Raw genomic sequence first — 25,438 nt, forward strand, 5'->3', positions numbered from 1 at the left:
ACGTCAACTCACCATTTCACTAGCTCACCATCTCACCTGGTCAGCATGCGTTTCCAGGTGCCTTTGTCCCAGTTGTATTTGAGGGTGCTGGGCAGGGCCTGCCAGAAGTATTTGCTGGTTTCGACGGCGAAGCTGGGCTGCATGTAGCAGTTGATGGTACAGCCTTCGCAGGCGGGCAGGCGGCCTTCGAGGGCGGCCAGCTGCTGCACTTCGGCCGAGTTGTAGAGGTCGAACAGCCGGCCTTCAATCGGAAATTTCTTTTCGCCCAAATGGTAGCAGGGCAGCACCAGCTCGTTGGACGGCGACACGACCAGCGTGGTGGAGGCTGCCCTACACACCGGGTCGGCCACGTGGTTGCCCCCATCGCGCCGCAGCTGAATGAAGGCCTCGTTGAGGTACACGCCCGGCCGCTTGCCGAAAGCGGAGAGGTAGTCGAGCTCCCCGGCCGTCAGCTGCTCGCCGGTTTCCACCTCGCCGTACTCAAAGGCCGGATTGAGGATGAGCACCAGCTTGTTGGGCCGCGTAATCTGCTCGTACACCCGTTCCAGGTCGGCCAGGTTCTGGCGGAACACGGTGAACAGCACGTCGGGCCGCTCGCCCAGCTCGCGCGCCACCCGGATGCTTTCGAGCACGAAATCGAAGCAGGCCACCCCCCGACCCCGGTCGTGCACCTCTTTCTCACTGGAATCGAGCGAGAAATGCAGCATATCTACCTTGCCCCGCAGCCGCTCGGCGTACTTAGGATACAGCAGGCAATTGGTAGTAAGCGTCGTGATGAAGCCCATGTCGTGGGCCAGCCCCACGAACTCATGAATCTGGCGGTGCAGCAGCGGCTCGCCCCCCGTAAAATCCACCACCGACACGCCCAGCCGCTTTAAGTCGCGCAGGTTGCTGGTTACGTCGTCGAGCGTGATGTAGGGCGAGGGTTTCTCCCAGATATCACAGAACGAGCATTTGGCGTTGCACCGGTAGGTAACGTAATAATTGCACAGAACCGGATGACGAACAAGGCGCATAGTTGGGGAGCTGCAAGCTTCAAGCTGCAAGCTACAAGCTTTTGTTCTGGAGCCCAGACCTACAAGTAACGGACTTTATGAACTTACTTGTAGCTTGAAGCCTATAGTTTGCGGCTTTTCAGTGTTGTAGCTCGCCCCAGGCCAGATCCCAGCGCTCGGGCGTGGCGGCCAGGGCCTCGGGGGTGGCGGGGCCGTAGTGTTCGAGGTAGTAGTTGCAGAAGCCCTTGAGCGGGCAGCGCGGGCAGTCGGGCTTGGCGTAGAAGCACACCTTCTGGCCGTGCCAGTAGTTGTGTTTGTGGAAGTTGAGCAGCACCAGCGCATCGGCCGGCAGTTGGGCCAGCAGCAGCTGGTGGGCCTTGTCGGCCGAGGCTTTGGGCGGAATCATGCCCACGCGCTGGGCAATGCGGTGCACGTGGGTATCGACGGGCAGTACAGGCTTATGAAAGTTGAAGAGCAGCACCAGCGAAGCCGTTTTCAGGCCGATGCCGGGCATCTCGTGCAGCCACTGCATGGCCTGCTCGGTAGGCCACTCGGCCAGAAAATCCAGCGCGAACTCGCCCCGCTCGGCTTTTATGCGGCGCAGAATTTCCTGAATCCGCGGCGCCTGGGTGTCGGGCCAGCGGGTGGTGCGGATGGCGTGGGCCAGCTCCGGCGTGGGGGCTGCTTCCACCCCGGCCCAGTCGCCAAAGGTTTCCAGCATCCGGTCGTAGGCCAGTTCCTCATCGGCATGGGTGGTGCGGTGCGACAGGACCGTGGAAATCAGCTCGCGCATGGGCGAGCGGCGGGGCTTGTCGAGGGTTAAGGGCGGGTAGAAGCGCTGGAGCGCCTCGTAGTTCTGGCGGGTTTTCTCGGCGGCGGCGGCAGTGTAGTTGGTAGGCATAGGCGGTTGTACCGCCGGGCCGGGCGGCGGGTTACGCCGGCCGGGCCACAAAAAAGCAGGAGCCTCCTTGAAAGGAAGCCCCTGCTTTTCGAAAGACAGAAAACCTGGTTTAGATGGTGCCTTTTTCGGCGGCCTTCTTCAGCTTTTCGTTGGCAAAAATGGCTACCTCTACCCGGCGGTTGGCCACCCGGCCGGCCTCGGTCGAGTTATCGGCTACCGGCTGTTTCGAGCCGTAGCCCGTTACCGTGAAGCGCGAGGCATCTACGCCCTGCTGCTGCGTGTAGTTGGCCACGGCCTGGGCCCGGCGCTGCGAAAGGGGGTTGTTGATGGCATCGGAGCCGCTGGTGTCGGTGTGGCCTTCCACAATTACGTTGGTGTCGCCGTACTTTACGAGCGTCTTGGCCAGTTCCTGGATGTTGTTCTGGGCGGCGGCCGTCAGGCTTGCCGAGTTCTTGGCAAACAGCAGGCCCGAGTCGAAGGTAATTTTGATGCCTTCGCCCACCCGCTCGACAGTGGCGCCCGCCATTTCGCGCTGCAGCTCGGCGGCCTGCTTGTCCATGCGGCGGCCAATCAGCGCGCCCCCGGCCCCCCCCACGGCGGCCCCGATAATGGCGCCCTTGGCCGTGCCCGACTTGCCGCCAATCACGCGGCCCAGAATGGCCCCGCCGGCGGCTCCGCCCAGGCCGCCGATTAGCCCGCCTTTAGCGGTTTTGCTCCAGGGCTTTTTCTCTTTGGTGGTTTGGGCTTCGGCAAAATTGCCGCCCAACAGCAGCACGGCCAGCAGCACCACGAATAAGGAGCGAAGATTGGTCATCGGGAAAACAGGAAAGATGAGGAAGTGAAGAAAAAACGGGCCCGCCAATTGGCCTTGGGCCGGCAAAGCTACCCGCCGGAGCGCGCTTTACAACCATCCTGCCAAAAACAGCCCGGGCCCATCCGCTGGTTGCGAATGGGCCCGGGAATCAGCACGAGCAGTTTTCAAGGCAGCCTCACTTTATTTGGGCTGGCTGTTGCGGCGCGCCTACAGGTTGGGGTTGTTGGCCTCGCGGGCCCGGCGGCGCTCATCTTTGCGCTTCTGCTTTTCGTTGCCGATAACGGCCCCGGCTCCAGCGCCCACGGCGCCCCCGATAATGGCCCCTTTGCCGCCACCAATCACGGCGCCGGCGGCCGCGCCGCTACCACCGCCGATAATGGCGCCCTTGCCCGTGTCGTTGGCATTACGGTAAGTGGAGCAGCTCATCATCAGGGCGGCAATCAGCAGCATAAAAGTCCATCGGAACATCTTCATGGTCGGTCGATTTTAGTGAAGGGAGAAATAAACAAGCGGGCTGTTCACCGGATCGGACGCCCCGGACAAGGGGCCGCGGCCAGCCGCTGATGAGCGTTTTAACGGTTGCCGGCAGCGGCAGGTTGGCAGTTTCCGGTAAGCCGGGCGGCAGCTATTGCACTTTTCGCCGGCCCGATTCTGTCCTCATCCGGCTCTCCCGAACACCGGCGCCGCGGCCGTTCGCGGAGGGGTAGCTACTTTCCGCCAATTTCAATCCTTACCCGAACTATCCCGGATAGGATATTTCAGGGCCATATTTTTCCGTTCGAACCCGGCGTACCTGGTCAGAGTTTCCGACCAGTGCTTTCGCTTAGCGCAGCAGGGCACAAAAAAAGCCCCCTCAACGAGGGGGCTTCTTCTGGTATGGCCGGCAGATTAAGCCGGGCTTTTACTTACAGCGTGCCGTTTTCAGCAGCTTTCTTCATCTTCTCGTTGGCGAAGATGGCTACTTCTACCCGGCGGTTGGCCTGCTTGCCAGCCTCGGTGGTGTTGTCGGCAATCGGCTGGCTCGAACCGTAACCTTTGGTGGTTACGCGGCCGGCATCAACGCCTTGGGCGATGGTGTAGTTGGCTACCGACTGAGCGCGGCGCTCCGACAGGGGGTTGTTGATGGCGTCCGTGCCCGAAGCGTCGGTGTGGCCTTCCACCAGAATGTTGGTGTCGGGGTACTTCTTGAGGGTTTCGGCCATCTTCTGGATTTCGGTCATCGAAGCGGCGCGCAGGTCGCTCTTGTTGGTGTCGAAGAGGATGCCCGAGTCGAAGGTGATTTTGATGCCTTCGCCTACGCGCTCTACCTTGGCGTTGGCCATGTCGCGCTGCAGTTCTTCGGCCTGCTTGTCCATTTTGCGACCGATCAGGGCGCCGCCCGTGCCACCGACAGCAGCGCCAATGATAGCACCAGCGGCCGTACCGCCTTTGCCACCAATAACGCGGCCGAGTACGCCGCCTACTACGGCACCACCGCCGGCGCCCAGCAGGCCACCTTTAGCAGTTTTGCTCATGCCCGTTTTGCGGGCGCCGGAACCATTGGCATCAGAAAGGCCGCCGCTCGGCTGCGTCGTAGCGCAGGAGGCCATGAACATAACCAGGGCCATGAGCAGCGAGTAAAGGGAGGTGCGAGAAGTCATAAAATTCAACAGCTTGGTGAGAGAAAGAGTCAGTTTACCTGGTCAGAGGTACTTACTAGGTTTGAGAAAAAAAGTTCGGCAAATATAGGCGCTTATCTATGCCTGCGCTTCGGAGCGGCTCCTCAAAACAGGCGGAAGCCCGCCGGAAGCGCCTGCAGCGCATCTGGCGGGCTTCTTTCCAAAAAGCTTGCCGAAAATTGGGCCCGATGGCCGGCGCAGTGGCTAGCCGGCCGTAGCCGACTCTGTCTCAGCGCCCTTACCAGCCTGCAGCATGGAGAGCAGCGCGTGCAGCCGCCCCTTCAGGTCCTTGCGGTCGACGATGAAATCGAGGAAGCCGTGCTCCAGCACAAACTCGGCGCTCTGGAAGCCTTTGGGCAGGTCTTTGCCAATGGTTTCCTTGATAACGCGCGGGCCGGCAAAGCCGATGAGCGCGCCGGGCTCGGCAATATTAAAGTCGCCGAGCATAGCGAACGAGGCCGTAACGCCGCCGGTTGTTGGGTCGGTGAGCAGCGAGATGTAGGGCAGGCCGGCTTCGGAGAGCAGCGCCAGCCGGGCCGAGGTTTTGGCCATCTGCATCAGGGAGAAGCCGGCTTCCATCATGCGGGCGCCGCCCGAGCGCGAAATCATGAGGAAGGGCAAACGGTGCTCGCGGGCGTAGTCGATGGCGCGGGCAATTTTCTCGCCCACCACCGAGCCCATCGAGCCGCCGATAAACTTGAAGTCCATGGCCGCCACGACCAGGCCCAGGCCGTTGAGCTGGCCGTGGGCCGTGCGCACGGCGTCGCGCAGGCCGGTGCTTTTTTCGGTGGCTACCAGGCGTTGCGGGTAGGCCTTGGTATCCACGAAGTGCAGCGGGTCGGCCGAGTGCATGTCGGCGTCGAGCTCCTCGAAGCGGCCGCCGTCGAAGAGGAAGCTGAAGTACTCGGCCGCCTCAATCCGGTCGTGGTAGCCGCAGTTGCCGCAGGTGGAGAGCAGGCGCCTGTGCTCGACCATGGTGGCCACCGTTTTGCACTCGGGACACTTGTACCAGAGGCCGTCGGGGGTTTCCTTTTTCTGGTCGGTGGGCGTTACGATGCCTTTTTCTTTGCGATTAAACCAGGACGACATAAGTAACAGAAAGGCGTGGGTTCAGAAGGAAGTACGGGCCCGCGCCGGCCACAGGGGCGCGGGTTGGGAGGTGCAAGTTACGGCGGAATCCAGAAGCGTGAAACGGTGGGCTAAAACGCGCCGGCCGGCCGGGCGGGGACCGAAGCGGGCGGCAGGGCGTATCTTGCCGGAAGCCGGCGGGGGGCCGCTGGTATTTTCCTTTGGCTTTCTACTCCTTTCTGCGGTGAAGAACTTCTCCCCTGCTGCCCTGGTTCTGGGCGCTTTTCTGGCCTCGGCGGCGCTGCCCGGCTGCGTGGCCTCGAAAAAGTACGACGACCTGCGGGCCCGCCAGTCGGCCACTGAGCAGGCCAAAACCGAGGCCGAGCGCCAGAACCGCCAGAACGTGGCCGAGCTGAAAAAAGCCGCCGACGAGCTGAGCCGCCTGCGCCTGCAGAACCGCCGCCTCACCGACGACTCGACCGAAACCGGCCGCAACCTGGCCCGCACCCGCCAGCTCTACGAGCAACTCACCGACAGCTACGACCGGCTGCTGAAGAACTCGGACCGGACGCTGGCCAACAAAACCACCGACTACAACAAGGTAGCCCAGGACCTGGCCCGCCGCGAGGCCGAGCTGGGCGAGCTGGACCAGAGCCTGAAAAAGAGCCGCGCCGACATCGACCGCCTCAACCAGGACCTGACGGCCCGCGAGGCCAAGCTGGGCGAGCTGCAGAAGGCGCTGGCCGAGAAAGACCGGGCCGTGGACGCGCTCCGGAACAGCGTGAGCAACGCCCTGCGCGGCTATAAGGGCACCGAGCTGCAGGTGGAAATGCGCAACGGCAAAGTGTACGTGTCGCTTTCCGAGCAGCTGCTGTTCAAAACCGGCTCGACCAAAGTCGACCCCAAGGGCCAGGAGGCTCTGCGCCAGCTGGCCACCGTGCTTCAGCAGCAGCCCGACGTGAACGTGGTGGTGGAAGGTCACACTGACAACGTGCCCTTCAGCCGGGCCGTGGGCTCGATGACCGACAACTGGGACTTGAGCGTGCTGCGGGCCACCGAAATTGCGCGCCTGCTCACCGGCGGCGGCGTGGCCCCCGAGCGCGTGACGGCCTCAGGCCGCTCGCAGTATGTGCCCGTGGCGCCCAACACCACGGCCGAAAGCAAGGCCCTCAACCGCCGCACCGAAATCATCCTCACGCCCAAGCTCAACGAGCTATTCAAAATCCTCGACTCCAATTCGACGGGAAAGTAGCAACAAGTAGAAAACGGGGTTGAGGCCTTGAGGAAAAGCCCTGGCTACGAAGCAAGCCAGGACTAGCGCTAAGCTTCGTTTCAGAAAGCGGGCAATAAAAAAGCCGTCCGCTCTTGATTGAGCAGACGGCTTTTTTGCGCTTGAAGGCGACTATTTTACCAGGGCATCCTTATTGCATCCTCCAGCCTGGTCAGCACGCCGAACCGGACTTTGGCGCGGCTGTAGCGGAGCGTACCGCGCGGTACGGCCCGGGCAACGTCTTCCAACGTTCGGAACGCCGTTTTATTCGGCGCGCTTTCCAACCCCAGGTACTGGGCCGGAAAGCCGGTAGCACTGTTTAAAGGGCCCTCAATGGTGTACAGCGCGGTCAGCCGCCACCCAGCGGGCGTTTGGCAGGCCCTGATTTTCATTTGCTGGGCCAACGTGCGCGCAGGTACGGCCACGGTGGTAGTCAGCAGGCCTTGCCCGGCATCTATGCTATCGAGTAAAAAGCCCCGCTCCGTTAGGTAGTGCCGCAGGATTCGCAGCACGGAATCAGACGGAGCAGTCGTCTGCACCAGCACCACATTGGCCCGCGAAAAAGGTGCCAGGGCAGTTTCCGGCTGTTGGGCTGCCGCCGTCAAAGCAGGCAGCAGCAGTGCCAGCAGGAAGCTTAGCCCGGCCCGCCACATTACCCGATGGCCTGCTTTAAATCGGCCAGCAGGTCCTCAATATCCTCGATGCCCACGCTCAGGCGGATAAGCGAGTCGGACAGGCCGGACTTGCGGCGCTGCTCGGCCGGGATGCTGGCGTGCGTCATGGTAGCGGGGTGGCCCGAGAGGCTTTCGACGCCGCCCAGGCTTTCGGCCAGCGTGAAGAGCTCGAACTTTTCGAGCACCGCAATGGCGTCGGCCTGCTGGTCGCCCTTGAGCACAAACGACACCATGCCGCCGAAGTCGCGCATCTGCCGGGCAGCTACGGCGCGGTTGGGGTGGCTTTCGAGGCCGGGCCAGTACACCTTGCCTACTTTGGGGTGCTGCTCCAGGTACTCGGCTACGCGGCGGCCGTTTTCGCAGTGGCGCTGCATGCGCACGTGCAGGGTTTTGAGGCCGCGCAGTACCAGGAAGCAGTCCTGGGGGCCGGGCGTGCCGCCGCAGGAGTTCTGGTAGAACGCCAGCTTCTCGTTCAGCTCGTCGTCGTTGACTACCAGCGCGCCCATTACCGTATCGGAGTGGCCGCCCATGTATTTGGTGAGCGAGTACACGACGATATCAGCGCCCAGATCGAGCGGATTCTGCAGGTAGGGCGTCGAGAAAGTGTTGTCGACGGCCAGCAGGGCCCCGGCCTTTTTGGCCACAGCGGCAGCGGCTTCGATGTCGATGATGTTGAGCAGCGGATTGCTGGGCGTTTCCACCCAGATTAGTTTGGTGCGCTCGGTTACGGCGGCCTCCACGGCGGCCATGTCGTGCATGGGCACGAAGTGGAAGTTGATGCCGTAGGGCGCGTACACCTTCGTGAAGAGCCGGTATGAGCCGCCGTACAGGTCGTCGGTGCAAATAACTTCGTCGCCGGGTTGCAACAGCTTTACCACGCAGTCGATGGCAGCCATGCCCGAGGCGAAGGCCAGGCCGTGCCGGCCGTTATCGAGGGCCGCCAGCGCGTCCTGGAGCTGGCTGCGGGTGGGGTTGTGGGTGCGCGAGTATTCGTAGCCCTTGTGCTGGCCGGGCGAAGTCTGAACGTAAGTAGAAGTCTGGTAGATGGGCGTCATGATGGCCCCGGTGGCGGGGTCAGGATGCACGCCGGCGTGGATAGCCTTGGTTCCGAATTTCATGCGTGAAGAGCAGTAAGCAGGTGGAAAATCAGTTACCCGTCAAAGGTACGAGCCTTTAGCGGAGTGCCTTTCGGGCCGAACCACCCGGGACAAATCAGCTGTTGGTACCTTTCTTACGTTCTTAGCGGCGGACCGGCCACCCAGCGCCGAGCCGCCGTCTGCTGCCCCTGCTTATGTCGTTTCTGAAAACCCTCTTTCGCCAGAACAAGTCCACGCTTACCGCCTTGGTCCTGCTCACGGTGCTGCCCATTATCGGCGACAGCGTGCTGACGTGGACCCTGCACGAGAACCAGCACTGGCTGCGCAATCCCAGCCTAGGTTTGATGGTGCTCTACTTTGTGGTAGTGGCCGCTACCATGACCCTCTCGCTTACCCACACCACGGTGGTGGTCCTGATTACGGCCTTTTTCTTCGGCTGGCCGGGCTTTCCGGGCATGCTGCTTACCTACATGCTGGCCGCCTACGGGGGCTACCTCATCGCCCACAGCCTCGACCAGGGCAAGCTCATTAAGCTGCTGGAGCAGTTTCCGAAGGCCCACGCCGTAATGGGCGAGATGCGCGCCGACAGCTGGCGGCTCGTCCTGCTCACGCGCCTCTCGCCGGTGCTGCCCTTCGCCATGATTACGTTTATCCTGACTGTGATGGGCGTGCCGAAGCGGCAGTTCCTGACGGCCTCGGTTATCGGCATGCTGCCCCGCACCCTGTTCTTCTACTGGCTCGGCACCAAGGCCCAGGACGTGCTGCTGCTCATTCAGAACCCCGATACCGGCACGGCGGGCAAGGTACTGGTGGTGGCGCTGCTGGCCATATCGGCCTTCGGGCTGTATTTCGTGTTCACGCGGGCCCTGAAACGGACTTTGCAGCGGGGCGAGGCAGCGGAATAAAAAAAATCGGGCTGTCATTCAGCCGTTTGCAGGCTGGCAGCACACTTTTTTTACCTGCCGGTTTGCGGGGCCCGGATTTTAGCTGCTATCTTTGCACAACCAAAACGGATAAACGCATCCGCACAACGGTAAAAAGGTTGCGTAGCTCAACTGGATAGAGCATCTGACTACGAATCAGAAGGTTTAAGGTTCGACTCCTTACGTGACCACATAAAACGCCCTCAGCAATGCGCTGAGGGCGTTTTTGCTTTTGAGTCAGTTGTGTCTGCCAAAGTAATCTGCGCAGCCCCGCTGCAACGCGTTCCTGTCCTGGAGTCCGCCCGCAACTTTAATGCCCTGCCGGCTATCAGGACGGGGACATCAGCCCCATGCTGGAGCGGAGCTGCCGGCTGCTGAGGGCAGAAACGTTCCTGTGGTTATTGCACGCAGCTGAGCTTTTCGGCTTTACCTCCCCGATGAGTGGCGGCGCGGCCAGGCTTCCCCCAAATATCCTCAGAATTAAGCCGGATTTTCGCGGTCTGCTTTTTTTACCTGGTGGTAGTAGTCGTAGCGCGTGTCGGATAACCGAACCGGTGGGCCGTTGCAGGGTCGTCATTGTTGGATGTAGCTTATGCCGTTGTTTACCCGCTCGTTTTGGTTGGTTTTATTTATTGGGTGGGGCAGCACTCTGGGCGTGCGGGCCCAAACAGGCACGGTGCGGGGCCGGCTGCTGGAAACCGGCACCGGTCAGCCCGTATCGTTTGCCAACGTAGTGCTCCTGCGCGGGCCTGATTCGGTGTTTGTGGCCGGCACCCAGGCCGACGCGATGGGGGCATTTGCAGTGGAGAAAATGGGTTTGGGCCAGTACGTGTTGCGGGCTACCGCCCTGGGCTATCGGCCGGGCCAGCGCACTATTACGCTCACGGCCGCCACGCCCGACCTCGACCTGGGCACGTTGCGCCTGCGCTCTGCCACCACCCAGCTGCGCGACGTGCTGGTAACGGCTGAGCGCCCGGTGGTAAGCGGCGGCCTCGATAAGCAGGTGATTGACATGAGCAAGGACCTGACGGTAACCGGAGGTACGGCCATCGACGCGCTGCAAAACGTGCCCTCGGTGGTGGTCGACCAGAACGGCGCAGTAAGCATCCGCGGGTCGAGTGGGGTTACCATCTTTATCGATGGCAAGCCCACCACTACCACGCTGGAGCAGATTCCGGCCAGCAGCATCCAGTTGGTGGAGGTCATCACCAACCCCTCGGCCCGCTATGATGCCAGCGGGGCCGGCGGAATTCTCAACATCATCCTCAAGAAAGAGCAGCGCGACGGCCTCAATGGCCAGGCCAGCGCCACAGCCGGCACCGGCGACAAGTACAACGCCGCCCTGAGCCTCAACTACCGCCGGGGCAGGCTGAACGTGTTTGGCAGCTACGATTTCCGCCAGGACCGGCGCCGCACCAACGCCACCCTCGACCAGACCACCAGCACCCGCGACACTACACTGCGGCTGCGCCAGACCCGAAGCGGCCTGAGCTCCCGCACCACGCAGGCCCTGCGCCTGGGCTTCGATTATGCCCTGACGCCCGAGCAAACCCTTACGCTGGCCGTGCAGCCCCGCCTGAACCCCGGCCGCGAAACCGAGTTTTTGGATTCGCGGCAGGTAAATGAAACCGATGGCGGCCAGCCGGTGCCAGCCGGTACCAGCCAGCGCACTAACGCCACCACCGGCACCTTCCGCACGGCCGACGTAACGCTGGATTACCGACGCACCTGGGCCGAGCGGCAGGGCCGGGAACTGACAGCCAGCGCCGTGTACACGCCCTTGTTTTTTGCCAGCGACGTGGCCTCGGTTATCCGCTACCCGCTGGAAAACACGCTGGCCACGCAGCAGCAGCGCACCGTAAACCGCACCACTCAGGGTACCGCCCAGCTCGACTACGTGCATCCGCTGGGGGAGCACCGCCGCTTCGAGGCGGGCTTGCGCAGTTCGGTGCGGCGCTACGATGTGGATTACCGCCTGAGCCGGCAGCCGGCCCTGGCCTTCGATCCGTCGAACCGCTTTATTTACCAGCAGTACGTGCAGGCCGCCCACGGCATTTATGCCGACCGCCGGGGCAAGCTCAGCTACCAGCTCGGGCTGCGGGGCGAGCAGACCAACCTGAACGGCAATCAGCAAGCCACCCAGGCCCGGTTTGCGCAGCATTACTTCAACCTGTTTCCGAGCGCCACGCTAGCCTACGAGCTGCCCCACGAGCAGCGGGTGCAGCTGAGCTACTCCAAGCGCATCGAGCGGCCCGACGCCGAAGACCTCAACCCGTTTACCGACCGCTCCGACCAGTTCAACCTCACCACGGGCAACCCCCAGCTGCTGCCCGAATATGTGCATGCCGTGGAGCTGGGCGGCGAACGGGATTTTGGGCAGGGCCGCAGCCTGAGCATCAATACTTTTTACCGGCTCGAAACCAACACGGCCCAGGCCTTCCGCCAGGTGCTCACCGACTCGCTCACCGGCAACCAGGTCACGAGCATTACTCGCCAGAACCTGGGCCGCGAAACATCGGTGGGCCTGGAGTTGGTGGGGGCGCTGCCGCTCACGGCTTTCTGGAAGCTGAACGCCAATGCCTCCACGTTCCGCCGCCTGATCCGGGGCTCGGCCGGCGGCGTGGCCATCAACACCAACAGCCAGGTGTACACAGCCCGAATCAACAATGTGTTCACGCTCAGCAAGCGGCTCGATGCGCAGCTGGCCTTCAACTACCGCTCCCCTGTCAACACGGCCCAGGGCCAGCGCGGCCCCCGCAACAATGTCGACGTAGCTACCCGCTACACCCTGTTCGGCGACCGGGCCACGCTCACGCTCCGGGTGGCCGACGTGTTCAACACGCTCCGCTACAACAACACCTCCTCCGGCCCCGATTTCAACACTAATTCGCGCTACAAGCGGGAATCGCGCATTGCCTACCTGGGGTTTGCCTACCGTTTCGGCAGCAACCAGCCCGGCCGCTCCAAAGACCGCAAAGAAGCGGATGATGCGGGCGGCAGCGGGTTCGAATAGCAACCCCAATCAGGCCCTAAAGCAAAACCACCAGCCAGGCTCCGGTGGGGTGTTTGTTCTGGCTGTGGCAAGCAGAACGGGCCGGTACCGGTGCTGGCAACAGGTTGCCGCATGGTAGTCCGGAGTTAAGAAAACAGCCGGCAAGACTCCGTAAAGCCGCCTTAACGCTGTGCTGAAGGTGCTTTTTTATTGTTGAGCCCAAATGTTCGTTTCCGCTTTCAGTAACGGGGCCTTTGGCTGATGCAGAGCAGGTGCCGGAGCAAGTGGTAGGCGATTGGCGGATACTTGCCTGTCATGGTAGGCTTTAGGCGAGCTGCCTGCGTATCTTTGCGGCCGCGTAGCGCCCGGCGCGGGCAGTTACCGGGCCTTTCGGCCAACGATTTGGCCGGTTTCGTTGTTGTGCGTACGGTCCCGTCGGGGCTGTATAGTTCGTCTTTAGCTTACTCCATGACCAATTCCATTTCGACCGATATCTGCATTATCGGGGCTGGCCCGGTGGGGCTGTTTGCCGTATTTGAGGCCGGGCTGCTTAAGCTGCGCTGCCACGTGGTGGATGCTTTGCCACAGGTGGGCGGGCAGCTGTCGGAAATCTACCCCAAGAAGCCGATTTACGACATTCCGGGTTTCCCCGAAATTCTGGCCGGCGACCTGGTAACCAACCTGATGCGCCAGATTGAGCCCTTCCACCCCACCTTTACGCTCGGCGAGCGGGTGGAGGAGTTCCGCAAGCTCGACGACGGCTCGTTTGAGCTCAAAACCACCGACGGCACCCAGATCAGCTGCAAGGCCGTGGCCATTGCCGGCGGCCTGGGTTCGTTCGAGCCCCGCAAGCCGGCCATCGACGACCTGACGACTTTCGAAAACGGCAAGGGCGTGCATTACATGGTGCGCGACCCCGAAACCTTCCGCGACCAGCGCCTGGTAATTGCCGGCGGCGGCGACTCGGCCCTCGACTGGACGATTTTCCTGGCTAACGTGGCCAAGGAAGTAACGCTGGTGCACCGCGGCACTACCTTCCGCGGCGCCGCCGACTCGGCCGAGAAGGTGCAGAAGCTCCACGAGGCCGGCAAGGTGAATCTGGTGCTCAGCAGCAACGTCACGCACGTGCACGGCAACGGCCGCCTCAACGCCGTCACCATCACGGCCAACGGCGGCGAGGCCAAGCAGGTGGAGGTCGACTCGTTTATTCCGCTCTTCGGCCTCACGCCCAAGCTCGGTCCGATTGGCGAGTGGGGCCTGGGCATCGACGAAAACGCGGTGGAAGTGAACACCGTCGACTACTCGACTTCCGTGCCCGGCATCTACGCCATCGGCGACATCAACACCTACCCCGGCAAGCTCAAGCTGATTCTGTGCGGCTTCCACGAGGCCGCCCTCATGTGCCAGGGCGCCTTCAAGTACATCTACCCCGACAAAAAATACACCCTCAAGTACACCACCGTAAACGGGGTACCTACTCTTTAAAATAGAGCTACAAGCCGCAAGCCGCAAGCTACAAGTATGTTCGACTTAGTCCGGATACCGGTAGCTTGCAGCTTGCGGCTTGTAGCCTGAAGCTTACGACATGACCGACGAAGTACGGGTGTACGTGGAGGAATCTCCCGGCCACCGCCACGAAATTGTAGGCCCTACCGACATGGGGCTGAGCCTGATGGAGCTCATGAAGGCCGATGGCTACGACATCCAGGCCACCTGCGGCGGCATGGCCCTCTGCGGCACCTGCCACGTAGAGGTGCTGGCCGGCCCCGAGCTGCCCGAACCTTCCGACGATGAGCTGGCCATGCTCGAAAGCCTGCCCGTGATGACGCAGGGCAGCCGCCTCTCCTGCCAGATTCGCCTCAATTCGCGCATTGACGGGCTGGTGGTGCGCCTGATGCCCCAGGAGGCTTAAAAAATCAGGGTAATAGTGAGAAAGCCGGCCTGTGGGTCGGCTTTTTTTATGGGCATTACACTGCGGGCGCGGCCGTGGCGTTTGGGAGGATACGCCCACTGCCGGGGCGGCTTTCCAGGTGATTTCCAACTGTCCTTACCGCTTTAACCCATGGCCCTGTACCTGTACCGAATAGCCGGCGGGGTGCTGGTAGGCCTGCTCCCGCTGGCCGGTGCCCGGGCCCAGGCGCGGCCCCAGCTTAGCTGGAGCGCCGGGCCGGCGTACTCGCTCACATCTATCAAACGTTCGGCGGGTACGCCCAGCGCGTTTCGGGCCGACGATGCGTTTGGACCCGGGGGCGAGCTGCGGCTGGCCTGGCCGCTCGCGCCGCAATGGGCCCTGGAAACGGCCCTAGGGCTTACCGAACTGCAACCCGGCATTGGGTACCGCACGCGCAACAGCAAAGCGAGCTCAGGGATTGGAACAGGCCCTGTCTGGCAAACGGGCCTGGCGCTGCGCCGCCTCGACCTGCTGACGCTCGGCGCCCGACTCAGCCTCGACGCGACCCTGGGCGCCGCCGCGGCCTGGCTGGCCCGCCCCTATCCTACCGGCGGGCCGCGCGAGTTCAACCCGGGCCAGCGCCAGCCCGCGCCGGGCCGGCCGCTGACGGTGTACACCAGCAGCCAGCGCAACCGCAGCACCTGGCTGCTGAACGGTGGGGTACGCCTGCGCTACGCCCTCGCCCCCGCGCATAGCCTGCTGCTCAGCCTGGATTACTGGCAGGGGCTGCGCCCACTGGTTGAGACGCGCACCCAGCGCCTAGCGTACCTGGCCGCCAACGGAACGCCGCAGGAAGGCGGCTTCGTGCTGCGCGACCGGGGCTCGCGGGCGGCCCTGCAACTGGGCTACGGCTGGTTTCTGGGCCGAAGCGGAGAGCGAGCCGCTGCGCGCACGCCCCGCTACGGCCGCTTAGCCACCCCGCCGGAAGACGAGGCCGCAGACGAAACGCCCACCCTCTCGGAGCCGCCCACCGAATAGGACTGCTACCCAGAGCAGGTTTTGAGTCGGTGTGCCGGCTGTAGCGCCGCAACCTGAAAACCACTATAGCAACTGACCTGCACCCTGCATACGCAACGCGCCGCCCGACAATAGCCGGGCGGCGCGTTGCATTTGGGACAAACCAACCTTAACCTAGCGGCGGCCGGTTTTGCGCTTGACAACCGTTTTGCGCTCCTCGGCCGGAGCGGGCAGCGGAGCCGGCGGGGCATTTTTTTCGGCTTCTATCTGGGCGGCTAGGCGGGCGGCTTTGGCGGTAGCTTCGGCAGCGGCTTCGGCGGCGCGGGCCTTCTCTTCTACGGCTTCGATGGCAGCGGCGCGCTTGCGGCGGGTGGGCATCAGAAAATCGCGCTCGGCGCGCTCCTGAGCCGACAGTTCTTCTTCGCCGGGCAGGCTGGTAGGCGTGATGGTGGCGGCGGCTTTGGCATCATCCTGCGCCCAGGCCGAGGCGCTGCCCAGCAGCAGCGCGGAGAGTAGCATTATGAGTTTACGCATCAACTTTTCCTTTCTTTTCCTTCAGTAAACGAGAGGACAAAGGTAGGGCTTCAGCCTGCCAAACTCAACCCTAAAGTTCGAATTCAGCCCCAAAACGGGCCTGCAAGCCTCTAGGCCGCCATAACAAGCCGCCGGCCACCAGCTGACCGCCAGCCCGGCCGGCATAACCGGCCGGGCCTGCGCCAGTTCCGGCTACCGCTACTTCTGCCCGGCAATGCTTACCCGCGTACCAACCGAATGAGTGGTGAACTCGGGAGCGTAGAGGCACTGCAGCTGCGAGAGGCCGCCGCTGAAATTGCCCGCCTGCGCCGCCCGCAGCCGGTACTCGAAGGTGTGCGTACCCTTAGGGAAATAGCTGATGAAAAAGTTGGTGGCCGCATCGCGGGGGCTCTCGTAGTAGCCCAGGCCGCTCTGGTAGCGGTAGCCGCTGGTCTGGCCGATGAGCTCCAGGCCGGCGGCGCGCTGGTCCTTGAGGTGCACGTATTCCAGGTCGCGGTCGGCGCGCAGCACCAGGCGCACCACCAGCACGTCGCCCACGCGCAGCGGGCTGGCGGGCCTGAGGGGCTCCAGCACGGGGCCGGCGGCGGTGCGCTGCTCGCGGTAGAGGCGGCGCTCCAGCTGCAGGCCGGTAGCGGCGGGCGTTATTTTATCGAGCTGCTCGAAATACTGCCAGTACAGGGCACCCCAAGCCACCCCGGCATCGGGCTTGCGCACCGTTACGCGGCCCTGCGCGGGCTTGATTTCGGTGGCGGGCCAGGTGATTTTGTAGTAGCCGGTGACGGCCTGCTGGCCCGTGGGTTGGGCAGGCTGGCCGCCCACCGTTACCACGAGCGGCTCGGCGGCGGGCTTCAGCCAGTCGGAGCCGCGCAGCAGCAGGGCGTAGCAGGCGTCGGCGGTGGCGCGGGTGCTGGCCCAGCTCTGCACCTGCTTCTGCTTGAGCAGCCAGAGCTTTAGTTCGTCCACGGCCCGCTGGTCGTTTTTGATTTCGTCGTAGGCTTCGATGAGCGTGGCCTGGGTTTCGGTGGGGGCCTCGCGCCAGTAGTAGCCGGGGCGCACGTCTTTCCAGTACATGCCCAGCTCGTCGCTGTGCAGGGCGTTTTCGCTGAGCGCGGTCATGATTTGCGCCGTGACGGTTGGCTGGATTTTGGCGCGGTGCAAAGCCAACGCCGTTTGCGCCTGCAGGTAGCGGGTGCGGCCGGACCAGTAGGTAGCGGCCTGCTGCCGGTAGTACGCCTGCGCCGGTTGGGCCGCCTTGGGCACGGCCGGAGCCGGCCAGAAGCTGCGGGCGTACAGGGCCTGAATCTGCAGGTCGTTCAGGTTATCGGCCTTTAAATCAACCTTGGGCTGCTTGCGCAGGCGGGCGTAATCCTGCTGCAGCTCGCCATCGAGGTAGGCCAGGGCGCTTTGCAGCAGCGGCCGGGCCTGCTCGTCGTTCAGGGCATCAAAGGCGCCCAGCTTCTGCAGCTTGCCGAAGCCGGCCACGATGAGCTGGGTGATGTAGCGGTCGGCGGGCATTTTTTCAAACCACGGGAAGGCGCCGTCGGGCAGCTGCTGCTGGCGCAGCTTGGCCAGAGCGCGGGCGGTTTCGGCCTTCAGGCGGGGCTCGTCGAACAGCTCGGTCAGGCGGCGCATGCGCTCGGTTTCGTTCTGGGCGTCGCGCACCCAGGGCGTTTCCTGCAGCAGCAGGCTTTTTAGCTCCGGATTCTGCTCCAGCTTGCTGCTCAACGCCGCCGGGTCGCCGGCCCGGGCGGCGCGCTGCCACTCGGCCAGGGTGGTTTTCAGGGCCGGACTGCTCTGCAGGATTTTGGCCGCCAGCAGGTTGGCGTAGAGGCGGCTGAATACCTGTTCGGAGCACTCGTAGGGGTACTCCATCAGGTAGGGCAGCGCCTGCACGGCGTACCAGGCCGGGTTGGGGGTCATTTCCAGCGTGAGCGAGTAGTTGCGCCGGGTGGCCGAGGTGGTGCTGGTCAGCTTCTTCAACTCGAACTCGCGGGTGGCCGGCCCCACGATGGGCAGCGGCAAACTCTCGGTTACCAGCAGCCGGTTGGGCAGCACCGGCAGCGTGTTCTGCTCGCCATCTTCGATAGTTGCTAGTTGTTGGTTATTAGTTGTCGGGCCGTTTTTGCGACGCTGGCGTTTCTGCTTACCTGACAACCGGGAACTGGCCACTGGCAACTGAGCCGAGGCTACCACCTTGTAGGTAACGGCCTCCAGAGGCAACTGGCCTTCGATATTTTCGGGCAGCATGATGCTCCAGCTGAGGGCCTGGCTTTGGTTGGCAGGCAGGTTGAAGGCGAGCTGGGCGGGGCTTTGCAGCAGGCGGGCCTCCAGGGGCTGCTGGGTGCGGGCGTCGAGCAGCAGCAGCTGGGCAGTGCCGGCCAGGGCCTCGTTGGTGAGGTTGCTGAGCTTGGCTTGGAAGATGAGCTGGTCGCCCTCGCGGAAGAAGCGCGGGGCGTTGGCCGTTACCTGCAGCTTTTTCTGGGTGACCAGCTCGCGGCGCAACTGGCCGGTGCGCAGCTGCCGGTCGTGGGCCAGGGCCAGCAGCTGCCAGCGCGTCACGGCCTCGGGCATCTGGAACTCCAGCACCGTTTCGCCCTGGGCGTTGGTGCGCAACGCGGGCAGCCAGAAGGCCGTTTCGCGGAAGTCGGTGCGGGCCTGCACTTGGCTTAGGTCGGCAGGCGGAGGAATTGTCCCGACACGTTGCATCTGAGTCTGCCGTGTCATGCTGCCCGCAACGACCACTTCGCTGAGTTGCGAATTGGCCATGGCCACCGGGGCAGCGGCCGCGCGGGCACCCCGAATCATAACCCGCGCTGGCGCTCCAGGGCGCATGGTAGCTGCATCAGCTACCACATAAGCCTTGGTCTCAATCACCGTTTCAACTGCCTCCATCCCATCACCTGAGCCAAAGCCCCATAGATTCAGCTCGGGATACAGAACGGGCAGGATGGATATTGTACCGGGGTGGTCAGTTAGCAAATAGCGGCCGTCCTCCGTCCCGAAGCTACCCTGCCAGGCCAGCATGGGCTGAAAATAGCGCTGCGGGAAGTTCAGGGGCTGGAAATCGTGGGGCCGGAACACGTCGAGCGACTGGTCATATAGCGTGGCCAGCAGCTCGGCATCGGCCGGTTTTCCACCGGTTTGCTTGATGGTGACGCGCCAGGTTTCCGGCTGGCCGGGCTGCAGCTTGTCGCGGAAGGTGGCAATATCGAGCAGCAGCGGGGCGGGCGGCGGGGCAATTTGAACGGGGGCCGTGTGGGTGTACAGGCGGTTGTCGCGCACCTGCGTGAGGTGCACGTAGAGCTGGCCTTCGCCGGGGGCAGCAGGCACGGGCACTTCCACCACGCGCTGCTCGCCGGCGCGTAGTGTCAGCCACTCGGCGGGGCGCAGGGGCTGGCCGTTGGCTTCGGCGGCCAGCAGCACGCGGGCGTCGGGTAGCGAGCTGCCCACCAGGAAGCGCGCCACGCCGCCGGGTGTCACGCTGCTTTGCAGGGGCACGAACCAATCGGTGGTAGGCACCGGCAGACGGGTGGCGGCCGGGTCGAAGAGGGTGAAAAACTGCCCGGTTTTGGCGGTTGGCTGGCCGGCTTTGGCGGGCGTGGCGCTGGCTTCGAGCAGGTAGCGGCCGGGCTCCTGGCGGGCCAGCTGAGCGGCCAGTTCGGGCAGGGCAGGTGCTTTTTCGGTGTTGAAGGGCAGCGTGGCTACCAACGTGCGGGCCCAGGTGCTGTCGTTGTCCTGCTGCCCGTAGGCATCAAGCGGAAACTGCCGGCCAAACTCCTCGGGGCTCAGGGCCTCGCGCTCGGGCCGCTCCCAGAGGCGGGGCCGGAAGGCGGTAGCGGGCGGCGTGAGGCGGTACAGGCGCAGCTCGCCCGTAGCGGGCAGGGCCTCGCCGGCGGCATTGGTGCTCAGCAGCTGCAGCCCGGTTTCTTCCGTTTTTTCAGCCTTGTCAGCCGTACCAGCCAGCGCGGCGCGGTTGAGCAGCGCGGGCAGCTGCAGGCGCAGCACCAGCGCCGCAGTGCCGAGGCTGACGCGCTGCTGGCCGGTGCGGGTTTCGCCCGCCGCGTCGGTTACGTCGGCCGTTACCTCGAACACGTAGCCGGGTCCGCCGGGCCCGCGCTTGCCGCCGGAGCCGGTTTCGCCGGGCTGGGCCACGAAGGTTACGGCAAAGCTGCCGGCCGAATCGGTACGGGCCGTGCCGCTGGCAATTTCCTGCTCGGCCGGGCCGCCGCCCCCGTAGTAGCCGCGCCCGAAGTAGGGCCAGAACGTGCGCCGCACCACCCGGTAGCTCACGGCCGCGCCATCGACGGGCTGGCCGGCGTAGGCCGTAGCCGTGCCGCGCACCGTTACTTCCTGCCCCAGCACGGGCGTGCCCTGTACCGGGGCCATGGTCACCTGGAAGGTAGGCCGCTTGTAGTCTTCAACGGCGAAGTCTACGCTGCCGTGGTCGGTTTGCAGCTGCATCTGGCCGTTCAGCAGGCCCGTAGGCAGCACCAGCGAGCTGTGGAAAGAGCCGAAGTCGTTGGTCGTAAAAGGCAGCGTCTGCACGGTTTGCCCGTTCACATCAATCAGCCGTACTGAAACCGGCGTGTTGGTCAGCAAGGTAGATTTGCCGGCCAGGGTTTCGGTCAGAATGCCTTTAAAGTAGAGTGTCTGGCCGGGCCGGTAAATGGCGCGGTCGGTGTACAGGAACGTTTGGCGCTGGGCGCGCTCTGCAGATTCATCGCGCGGATGGGACAAGTGGTACAGATAGTCGTTGATCAGCAATGAATCGGCGCCCTTCGAAAATAGCAGCGACCTGATTTGCGTAACGTCGCCGGGCAACTTCCCGACTATAGGGCTCACCTTACCCTTTTCATCGGTGTTCTGAGGCTCCTGGCGGACGTAGTTCGTTGCTCTGCGAATATTATCGAACTGATTGTATTTCTGCGCAGAAGCCACTACCCGCACGCCGGCCAGCGGTGCGCCTGTCTGGCGGTGCAGCACCAGCAGCTCGGGTCCGTTGGTGTTCGCGGCATTGCGGCGCAGGTAGCTCAGCTCGCTCACCTGCACCTGATTGTAAGTTGTAACAGTGCCGGGTTGCTCTTTAGTGGGGTTGGCGGGCGCGGTGCTGAGTACGATGAGGTACTGGCCCAGCGGCAGCGCCGGACCAGCCTGCTGCACGGTGTGGCTCCGGAAATCGGTGGGGCCGGCCTGCTCCAGCGTCCAGGCGGCGGCGGGCTTGGCGGCCAGGGCGCGGGCGTAGCGCTGCTGCAGGGTTTTATCCTGGTACTGTACCGGCTGTTCCAGCTGCCGCAGCACCTGGGCGCTGCTCAGGCGGTAGGCCGTGGCGTACAGGCGCGGGGCGTTGCGCACGGTCAGCTTCAGCAGCCAAGGCCGGCCGGGCAGCAGCACGTCCTCGGTCGTGAAACCGATTTCCACCCGCTCCAGCTGCCCGCGCAGGACAGCCGCCTGGCTGGCGCCACGCGACTTGGCGTACGCTTTTTCCACATCCAGCGCCAGGGCGTGGGCTTTGCCGGGGTCTTCCTCCTGCCAGCTGGCAGCTTCGGCGGCTCCAAACTCGGCGGCAATGGGCGAGGCCCGGTAGGTGTCGGCGGCCCGGCGCAGGGCGGCGCGGTACAGCTCGGTTTTGTTTGCCAGCTCGGCGTGTTGCTGCACGAACTCCAGCCGCTGCAAATCGGCGTCGGCCAGGGCCTCGGGGGCGGTGGTGGCACTTTGCAGCCGGAAGGCCAGCAGCTGCTGCACCACCTGTAGGGCATGGAACTGGCCGTTGAGCGAGTCGGGGGCCGGGGCCTGCAGCGGCAGGCGGGCAAACTCGGCGGCGGGGCCGAATAACTTAGGGTCAATCAGCCGGAACTGCTGGGCGGGCTTCGTGAGGTAGAGCTCGTCGTTGCCCAAACCCTCCACGGCCCGGAAGGCCAGCAAATCGAACAGCGTGGGGCGGCGGGCGCGGCCGGCGGCATCGGCCCCGCGGCTCAGGTAGCCCAGGTTGGATAGCAGGGTTTGCTGCTGACGCCGGGGCTCGTCGGTTACCGAGGCCTGGTAGTGCCCCACGATGGCCGCGGCCAGCTGGGCGGCGTCCCAGGTTTGCAGGTCGGCGCGGCTCGCGTCGGCCGTATCGGGGCGGGCGGCGTTGGTACGGTCGTAGAGCTGGTAGCGGTGTTGGTCGTAGTAGCGGGCGTAGAGCTGGGCCAGCAGGCTGTGCAGCACCGGCCGGGCCGGAAACTGGGCCGTCTTCAGGTCCTTCTCCAGCAGCTCAATGCCTTTCACATCGGCCTCTTCCTCCTTGTTTTCGAGCAGCCGCAGCTTATAAAGCAGGGTGCGCACGTATTCGGGTGCGGCCTGGGGCCGGCGGCGGGCCTGCTGGTACAGGGGCTCCAGCAGCCGGGCGGCCGAAGCCGTCTGGCCCTTGGCCAGCAGCTGGTCGATTTTGAGCCAGACAGCCGGGTTGGGCCCGGCGTCGGGGCGGTCGGCGGGGTTGGTTTGCGAGGAACCGGGAGTCAGCAGCATCAGCAGGGCCAACAGGCTAAGCAGGAATGGGCGCATAGGGCTAAAACGGAGGAAATGCGTGTTCAGATACCTGCCTGATGCCCGCCGCAGCCGGATTCCACACAGTCAACCAGTAAAAAAGACCAATACGGGGGTTGCCGCGCGCCTGTTCCGAACGCTCGGCAACCCCCGTATTGGTCTTCTTCGTCCTCGTTACTCGTTTCCGACCAGCCCGTCGAGCACGCGTTCGGCCTGCTGCAGGTGGCGCTTGATGTGCTCGACCAGCAGCTCGAAAACATCGGGCAGCGGGGGCAGCAGCAGCGGAATTATCGGGTTGGGAATGCGAACGGCGTTCATGTTGATGCGGCGGGCCTGGCTGAGCAGGTTGCTCAGCTCGTCGAGCTGGCGGGTGAACACCTCCACCACCGTGCGCGGCAGCCGCGAGCCGCTGGGCGCGTACTGCTGGGGCGACTTGAGCGGTTTTTCGGTGGCCGGTACGCGCATGGCGGCCGTTAGTTTCTGGCCGAAGTAGCCGTGCTTTACGGTATCAGCCGGGCGGGTGCCGCGCTGCTGGGCCGCCTGAATTTTGCGGCTCATCACCGGCAGATACAGCCCGCCAATGAGGTTGAGGTGCTCCAGGCACTGGCCCACGCTCCAGCGGCCCGGGCCCGGCCCGCGGTTGAGCTGGTCGCTGTCGAGCGTTCGGAAACGGCGGTTGGCCACCTCGCGCACCCGCTCCACATCGGCAGTGAGGGCATCCAGAAATTCGGCAGTAGCAACGGGGTAAGCAGACATAGCAACGGGCAGCGGTGGGCGGATTTGCACCGTAATGATACGCCAAGCCGGCCGGTTCGGCAACGGCCGCCGGCCAATTTAGGCCCCAATTGCCGCGAAATTGCCGGCCGGGCGCTACTTTCGAACTATGCTTTCGTTCTTTCCGCGCTTCGTTCTGCTTTTTCTGCCGCTGCTGGGCGCGCTGCTGCTGCCTGCGGGCCGGGCCCGGGCTCAGGCTGCGCCCAACCCCGGCGAGAACATCCCCTTTCTGGTTACCTTCGGGGCCCAGGCCGACCCCAGCTGGGGCGACGACGACTTCAGCCAGACCTTCTTTTTCCTGGTGCCCAAGGAGCGGCGCCAGCCGGTGTACATCCGCGTGTTCGACCCCGACTGCGGCGGCCGCCACGACGAGGCCAAGGGCGGCTGGAACACCACTACCAGCTTCAGCCTCTACGGCGGCCCCGAGGCCCACTCGGCCCCCGAGGCCCGCGCCACCACGCCCAAGGGCAAGTACCGCGCCGGCACGCTGCTGGCCCAGAAAACCTTCGGCGCCGAGCCCACCTACGACAACCGCTGGTACACCTTCGGGCCCCTGAACCCGCTTGAAGGCGAGCTGACGCCCGAGTTCGACGGCTACGTGTTCAAGCTCATTGCCCAGGGCCTGCGCGGCGACGACGGCAACCTGTACCGCTATTTCCTGAGCTCCTCGCCCACCGAGAACATCCCCGTCGAGGGCGGCAACGCCTTCACCTACGAATACTCGTTCCGGCTCACGCCCGTAGTGGGGGCCAAAACCCACCTCTACCCCTTCGTCAACGACCGGGTGGTGAGCATCCGGCAAAGCAATTTCGATGTGGATGGCGGCGTGCAGCTGAAGATTTTCAGCGTGGCCAAAAACGGCCACCCGGCCTCTGTGAGCGGTAATAACGCTTGGGCCGCCAGCACCCACCCGGTAGTGGCCAAGGAGCACGGCCTCTCGCTCGACTTCCAGCTTACCACCCTCTCCAAAGCCCCCAACGACCTGGTTTTCTACGTCACCGACCAGTACGACGTGGCCCTGCCCTTCTTCGCCATTCCGCTCGGCGGTCCGCCCCGCTACCGCTACGAGGTGGAAGTGAAGATGAAGGAGTAGTGGCTGGTAGTTGCTAGTTGCTAGTTGTCAGATTGACGTGCTATTATCATGACAACTAACAACTAGTTTGACTTTGTGCGGAATTCCGGTTAAACTGAGCGACTTATGCCATGCTAAGTCGTATCCGTTATGCCTTCCGCCGCTCCTGGGCCCCAGCCGCCTGCCCGTGCCCGTCGTAGACGCCAGAATTCCAGCGGGCCGCTGACGGGCCTGCGCCGGGTGGTGCGGCGCTACTTCGGCTTCTCGCGGCGCGAAACCTCGGGCCTGCTGGTGTTGCTGCTGCTACTGGGGCTGCTGCTGGCCCTGCCCCCGCTGCTACGCCCCGCCCTGCCCACCTACGACCCGGCCCCCGACCAGCGCCGCCTCGATGCCTGGGCCGCCGAGCTGGCCGCCCGCCGCACGGCCCGGCCCGCCTACGAAAACCGCTACGCCAGCCGCTACCCCCGCCGCTCCTACCCCACCCGCGAGCGGGTACCCCAGGTGCCGCTGGCGCCCTTCGACCCCAACACGTTTTCGGCCCGCGACTGGCAGGCGCGGGGGCTGCCCGCCTGGCTGGCCGAGCGCCTGGTGAAGTACCGGACGGTAGTGGGTGGTTTCCGGGCCAAGGAGCAGCTGCGCAAAGCCTACGGCCTCTCCGACACCACCTATGCCCGCCTCGCGCCCTACATCCAGCTGCCCGAGCAGCTGCCGCCCCGCGAGAAGCGCACGTTTGCCAAAAACGACCGGTTCCCCGAGCGTAAGCCTTTCGAAGCCCGGCCCGGGTTCATACCCAAACCTCGCAACCTGGCAGCCTTCGATCTGAACGCGGCCGATACCACCCAGCTGATGCAGATCCGGGGCATCGGGCGCGGCTATGCGCGGCGGGTGGTGGAATACGGCCAGCGTCTGGGCGGCTTCCGGCACGAAGACCAGCTAGCCGAAATTTTTGCCCTGCGCGACGCGCCCGACCTCATCGACAGCCTGCGCAAGTACACCTTTGTGGCCCCCGGCTTCGCTCCCGCCCGCCTCGATGTCAACACGGCTTCTTTCGAAGTGCTGCAGGCCCACCCCTACCTGGGCAAGCGCTTGGCCCGCGTGCTGGTGGCCTACCGGCAGCAGCACGGCCCCTTTCAGCAGCCCGCCGACCTACGGCAAATCCGCATCCTTGACCAACCAACCCTCGACAAGCTGCTACCTTATATAGTGGTGAGGTGAGATGGTGAAATGGTGAGT

General features: G+C 64.0%; 19 protein-coding genes and 1 tRNA gene. 9 read left to right on the forward strand and 11 right to left on the reverse strand.

The annotated features are described in order from the left end of the window. Positions 1-32 precede the first annotated feature (32 nt). The 6 genes from BMY67_RS13230 to accD all read right to left on the reverse strand — a co-directional run bounded on the left by BMY67_RS13230 (position 33) and on the right by accD (position 5,457). Positions 33-1,016 carry a radical SAM protein gene (locus BMY67_RS13230; protein WP_092772332.1) on the reverse strand — a complete coding sequence of 328 codons (984 nt, stop codon included), beginning with the start codon at positions 1,014-1,016 and terminating at the stop codon, positions 33-35. A 118-nt stretch (positions 1,017-1,134) separates the two neighbouring features. Further along, positions 1,135-1,896, reverse strand: a complete 762-nt coding sequence (locus tag BMY67_RS13235) for an endonuclease III domain-containing protein (RefSeq protein WP_092772334.1) — start codon at positions 1,894-1,896, stop codon at positions 1,135-1,137. Positions 1,897-2,005: 109 nt separating this feature from the next. Further along, complete coding sequence (locus tag BMY67_RS13240; RefSeq protein ID WP_092772336.1) at positions 2,006-2,710, reverse strand: YiaD family glycine zipper/OmpA-like lipoprotein; 705 nt, start codon at positions 2,708-2,710, stop codon at positions 2,006-2,008. Between the two features lie 207 nt (positions 2,711-2,917). Beyond that, the gene (locus tag BMY67_RS13245; protein WP_092772338.1) at positions 2,918-3,184 is read right to left on the reverse strand and encodes a YMGG-like glycine zipper-containing protein; all 267 of its coding nucleotides are present in this window, start codon (positions 3,182-3,184) and stop codon (positions 2,918-2,920) included. A gap of 431 nt (positions 3,185-3,615) precedes the next feature. Continuing rightward, a complete protein-coding gene (locus BMY67_RS13250) occupies positions 3,616-4,350 on the reverse strand; it encodes a YiaD family glycine zipper/OmpA-like lipoprotein (protein WP_245745043.1) in 735 nt (244 codons plus the stop codon). A 222-nt stretch (positions 4,351-4,572) separates the two neighbouring features. Further along, a complete protein-coding gene (accD, locus tag BMY67_RS13255) occupies positions 4,573-5,457 on the reverse strand; it encodes an acetyl-CoA carboxylase, carboxyltransferase subunit beta (protein ID WP_092772913.1) in 885 nt (294 codons plus the stop codon). A 223-nt stretch (positions 5,458-5,680) separates the two neighbouring features. On the opposite strand from accD, the gene BMY67_RS13260 reads away from it, so the two are divergent. Beyond that, positions 5,681-6,688, forward strand: a complete 1,008-nt coding sequence (locus BMY67_RS13260; RefSeq protein ID WP_245745044.1) for an OmpA/MotB family protein — start codon at positions 5,681-5,683, stop codon at positions 6,686-6,688. 155 nt (positions 6,689-6,843) lie between these two features. Here BMY67_RS13260 and BMY67_RS13265 read toward each other — a convergent pair whose 3' ends face one another. Next, the gene (locus tag BMY67_RS13265; protein WP_177189824.1) at positions 6,844-7,218 is read right to left on the reverse strand and encodes a hypothetical protein; all 375 of its coding nucleotides are present in this window, start codon (positions 7,216-7,218) and stop codon (positions 6,844-6,846) included. A 140-nt stretch (positions 7,219-7,358) separates the two neighbouring features. Next, a complete protein-coding gene (locus BMY67_RS13270) occupies positions 7,359-8,498 on the reverse strand; it encodes a cystathionine gamma-synthase (protein ID WP_092772344.1) in 1,140 nt (379 codons plus the stop codon). A gap of 173 nt (positions 8,499-8,671) precedes the next feature. Here BMY67_RS13270 and BMY67_RS13275 point away from each other — a divergent pair, with 173 nt between their 5' ends. From BMY67_RS13275 to BMY67_RS13300, 6 genes are all read left to right on the forward strand, one after another. Beyond that, positions 8,672-9,382: a TVP38/TMEM64 family protein gene (locus tag BMY67_RS13275; protein WP_092772346.1), complete on the forward strand. Its 711-nt coding sequence runs from the start codon at positions 8,672-8,674 to the stop codon at positions 9,380-9,382. A 135-nt stretch (positions 9,383-9,517) separates the two neighbouring features. Further along, positions 9,518-9,591 (forward strand) — tRNA-Arg (locus BMY67_RS13280). A gap of 401 nt (positions 9,592-9,992) precedes the next feature. Next, a complete protein-coding gene (locus tag BMY67_RS13285) occupies positions 9,993-12,413 on the forward strand; it encodes a TonB-dependent receptor (RefSeq protein ID WP_092772348.1) in 2,421 nt (806 codons plus the stop codon). Positions 12,414-12,860: 447 nt separating this feature from the next. Next, positions 12,861-13,877 (forward strand): NAD(P)/FAD-dependent oxidoreductase, encoded by a 1,017-nt coding sequence (locus BMY67_RS13290; protein ID WP_092772350.1) that lies wholly within the window; start codon positions 12,861-12,863, stop codon positions 13,875-13,877. A gap of 100 nt (positions 13,878-13,977) precedes the next feature. After that, on the forward strand, positions 13,978-14,304 hold the full coding sequence (locus BMY67_RS13295) for a 2Fe-2S iron-sulfur cluster-binding protein (RefSeq protein WP_177189825.1): 327 nt from the start codon (positions 13,978-13,980) through the stop codon (positions 14,302-14,304). Positions 14,305-14,454: 150 nt separating this feature from the next. Further along, the gene (locus BMY67_RS13300) at positions 14,455-15,321 is read left to right on the forward strand and encodes a hypothetical protein (protein WP_092772352.1); all 867 of its coding nucleotides are present in this window, start codon (positions 14,455-14,457) and stop codon (positions 15,319-15,321) included. A 153-nt stretch (positions 15,322-15,474) separates the two neighbouring features. On the opposite strand, the gene BMY67_RS13305 is transcribed toward BMY67_RS13300, so the two are convergent. From BMY67_RS13305 to BMY67_RS13315, 3 genes are all read right to left on the reverse strand, one after another. Beyond that, positions 15,475-15,819, reverse strand: coding sequence for a hypothetical protein (locus BMY67_RS13305; RefSeq protein ID WP_092772355.1), 345 nt, complete (start codon positions 15,817-15,819; stop codon positions 15,475-15,477). A gap of 213 nt (positions 15,820-16,032) precedes the next feature. Next, positions 16,033-22,377 carry an alpha-2-macroglobulin family protein gene (locus BMY67_RS13310; protein WP_092772357.1) on the reverse strand — a complete coding sequence of 2,115 codons (6,345 nt, stop codon included), beginning with the start codon at positions 22,375-22,377 and terminating at the stop codon, positions 16,033-16,035. A gap of 156 nt (positions 22,378-22,533) precedes the next feature. Then, the gene (locus BMY67_RS13315; RefSeq protein WP_092772359.1) at positions 22,534-23,115 is read right to left on the reverse strand and encodes a DinB family protein; all 582 of its coding nucleotides are present in this window, start codon (positions 23,113-23,115) and stop codon (positions 22,534-22,536) included. Positions 23,116-23,242: 127 nt separating this feature from the next. Between BMY67_RS13315 and BMY67_RS13320 the strand changes: the two genes are divergently transcribed. Both BMY67_RS13320 and BMY67_RS13325 read left to right on the forward strand, forming a co-directional pair. Then, the gene (locus tag BMY67_RS13320; RefSeq protein ID WP_092772361.1) at positions 23,243-24,226 is read left to right on the forward strand and encodes a hypothetical protein; all 984 of its coding nucleotides are present in this window, start codon (positions 23,243-23,245) and stop codon (positions 24,224-24,226) included. A 129-nt stretch (positions 24,227-24,355) separates the two neighbouring features. Continuing rightward, entirely contained in the window at positions 24,356-25,420 is a 1,065-nt protein-coding gene (locus BMY67_RS13325; RefSeq protein WP_143069822.1) for a ComEA family DNA-binding protein, read from the forward strand. The last annotated feature ends 18 nt before the right edge of the window (positions 25,421-25,438 follow it).

Origin of the sequence: Hymenobacter actinosclerus (assembly GCF_900111515.1) — a bacterium.
Taxonomy (GTDB): Bacteria; Bacteroidota; Bacteroidia; order Cytophagales; family Hymenobacteraceae; genus Hymenobacter; species Hymenobacter actinosclerus.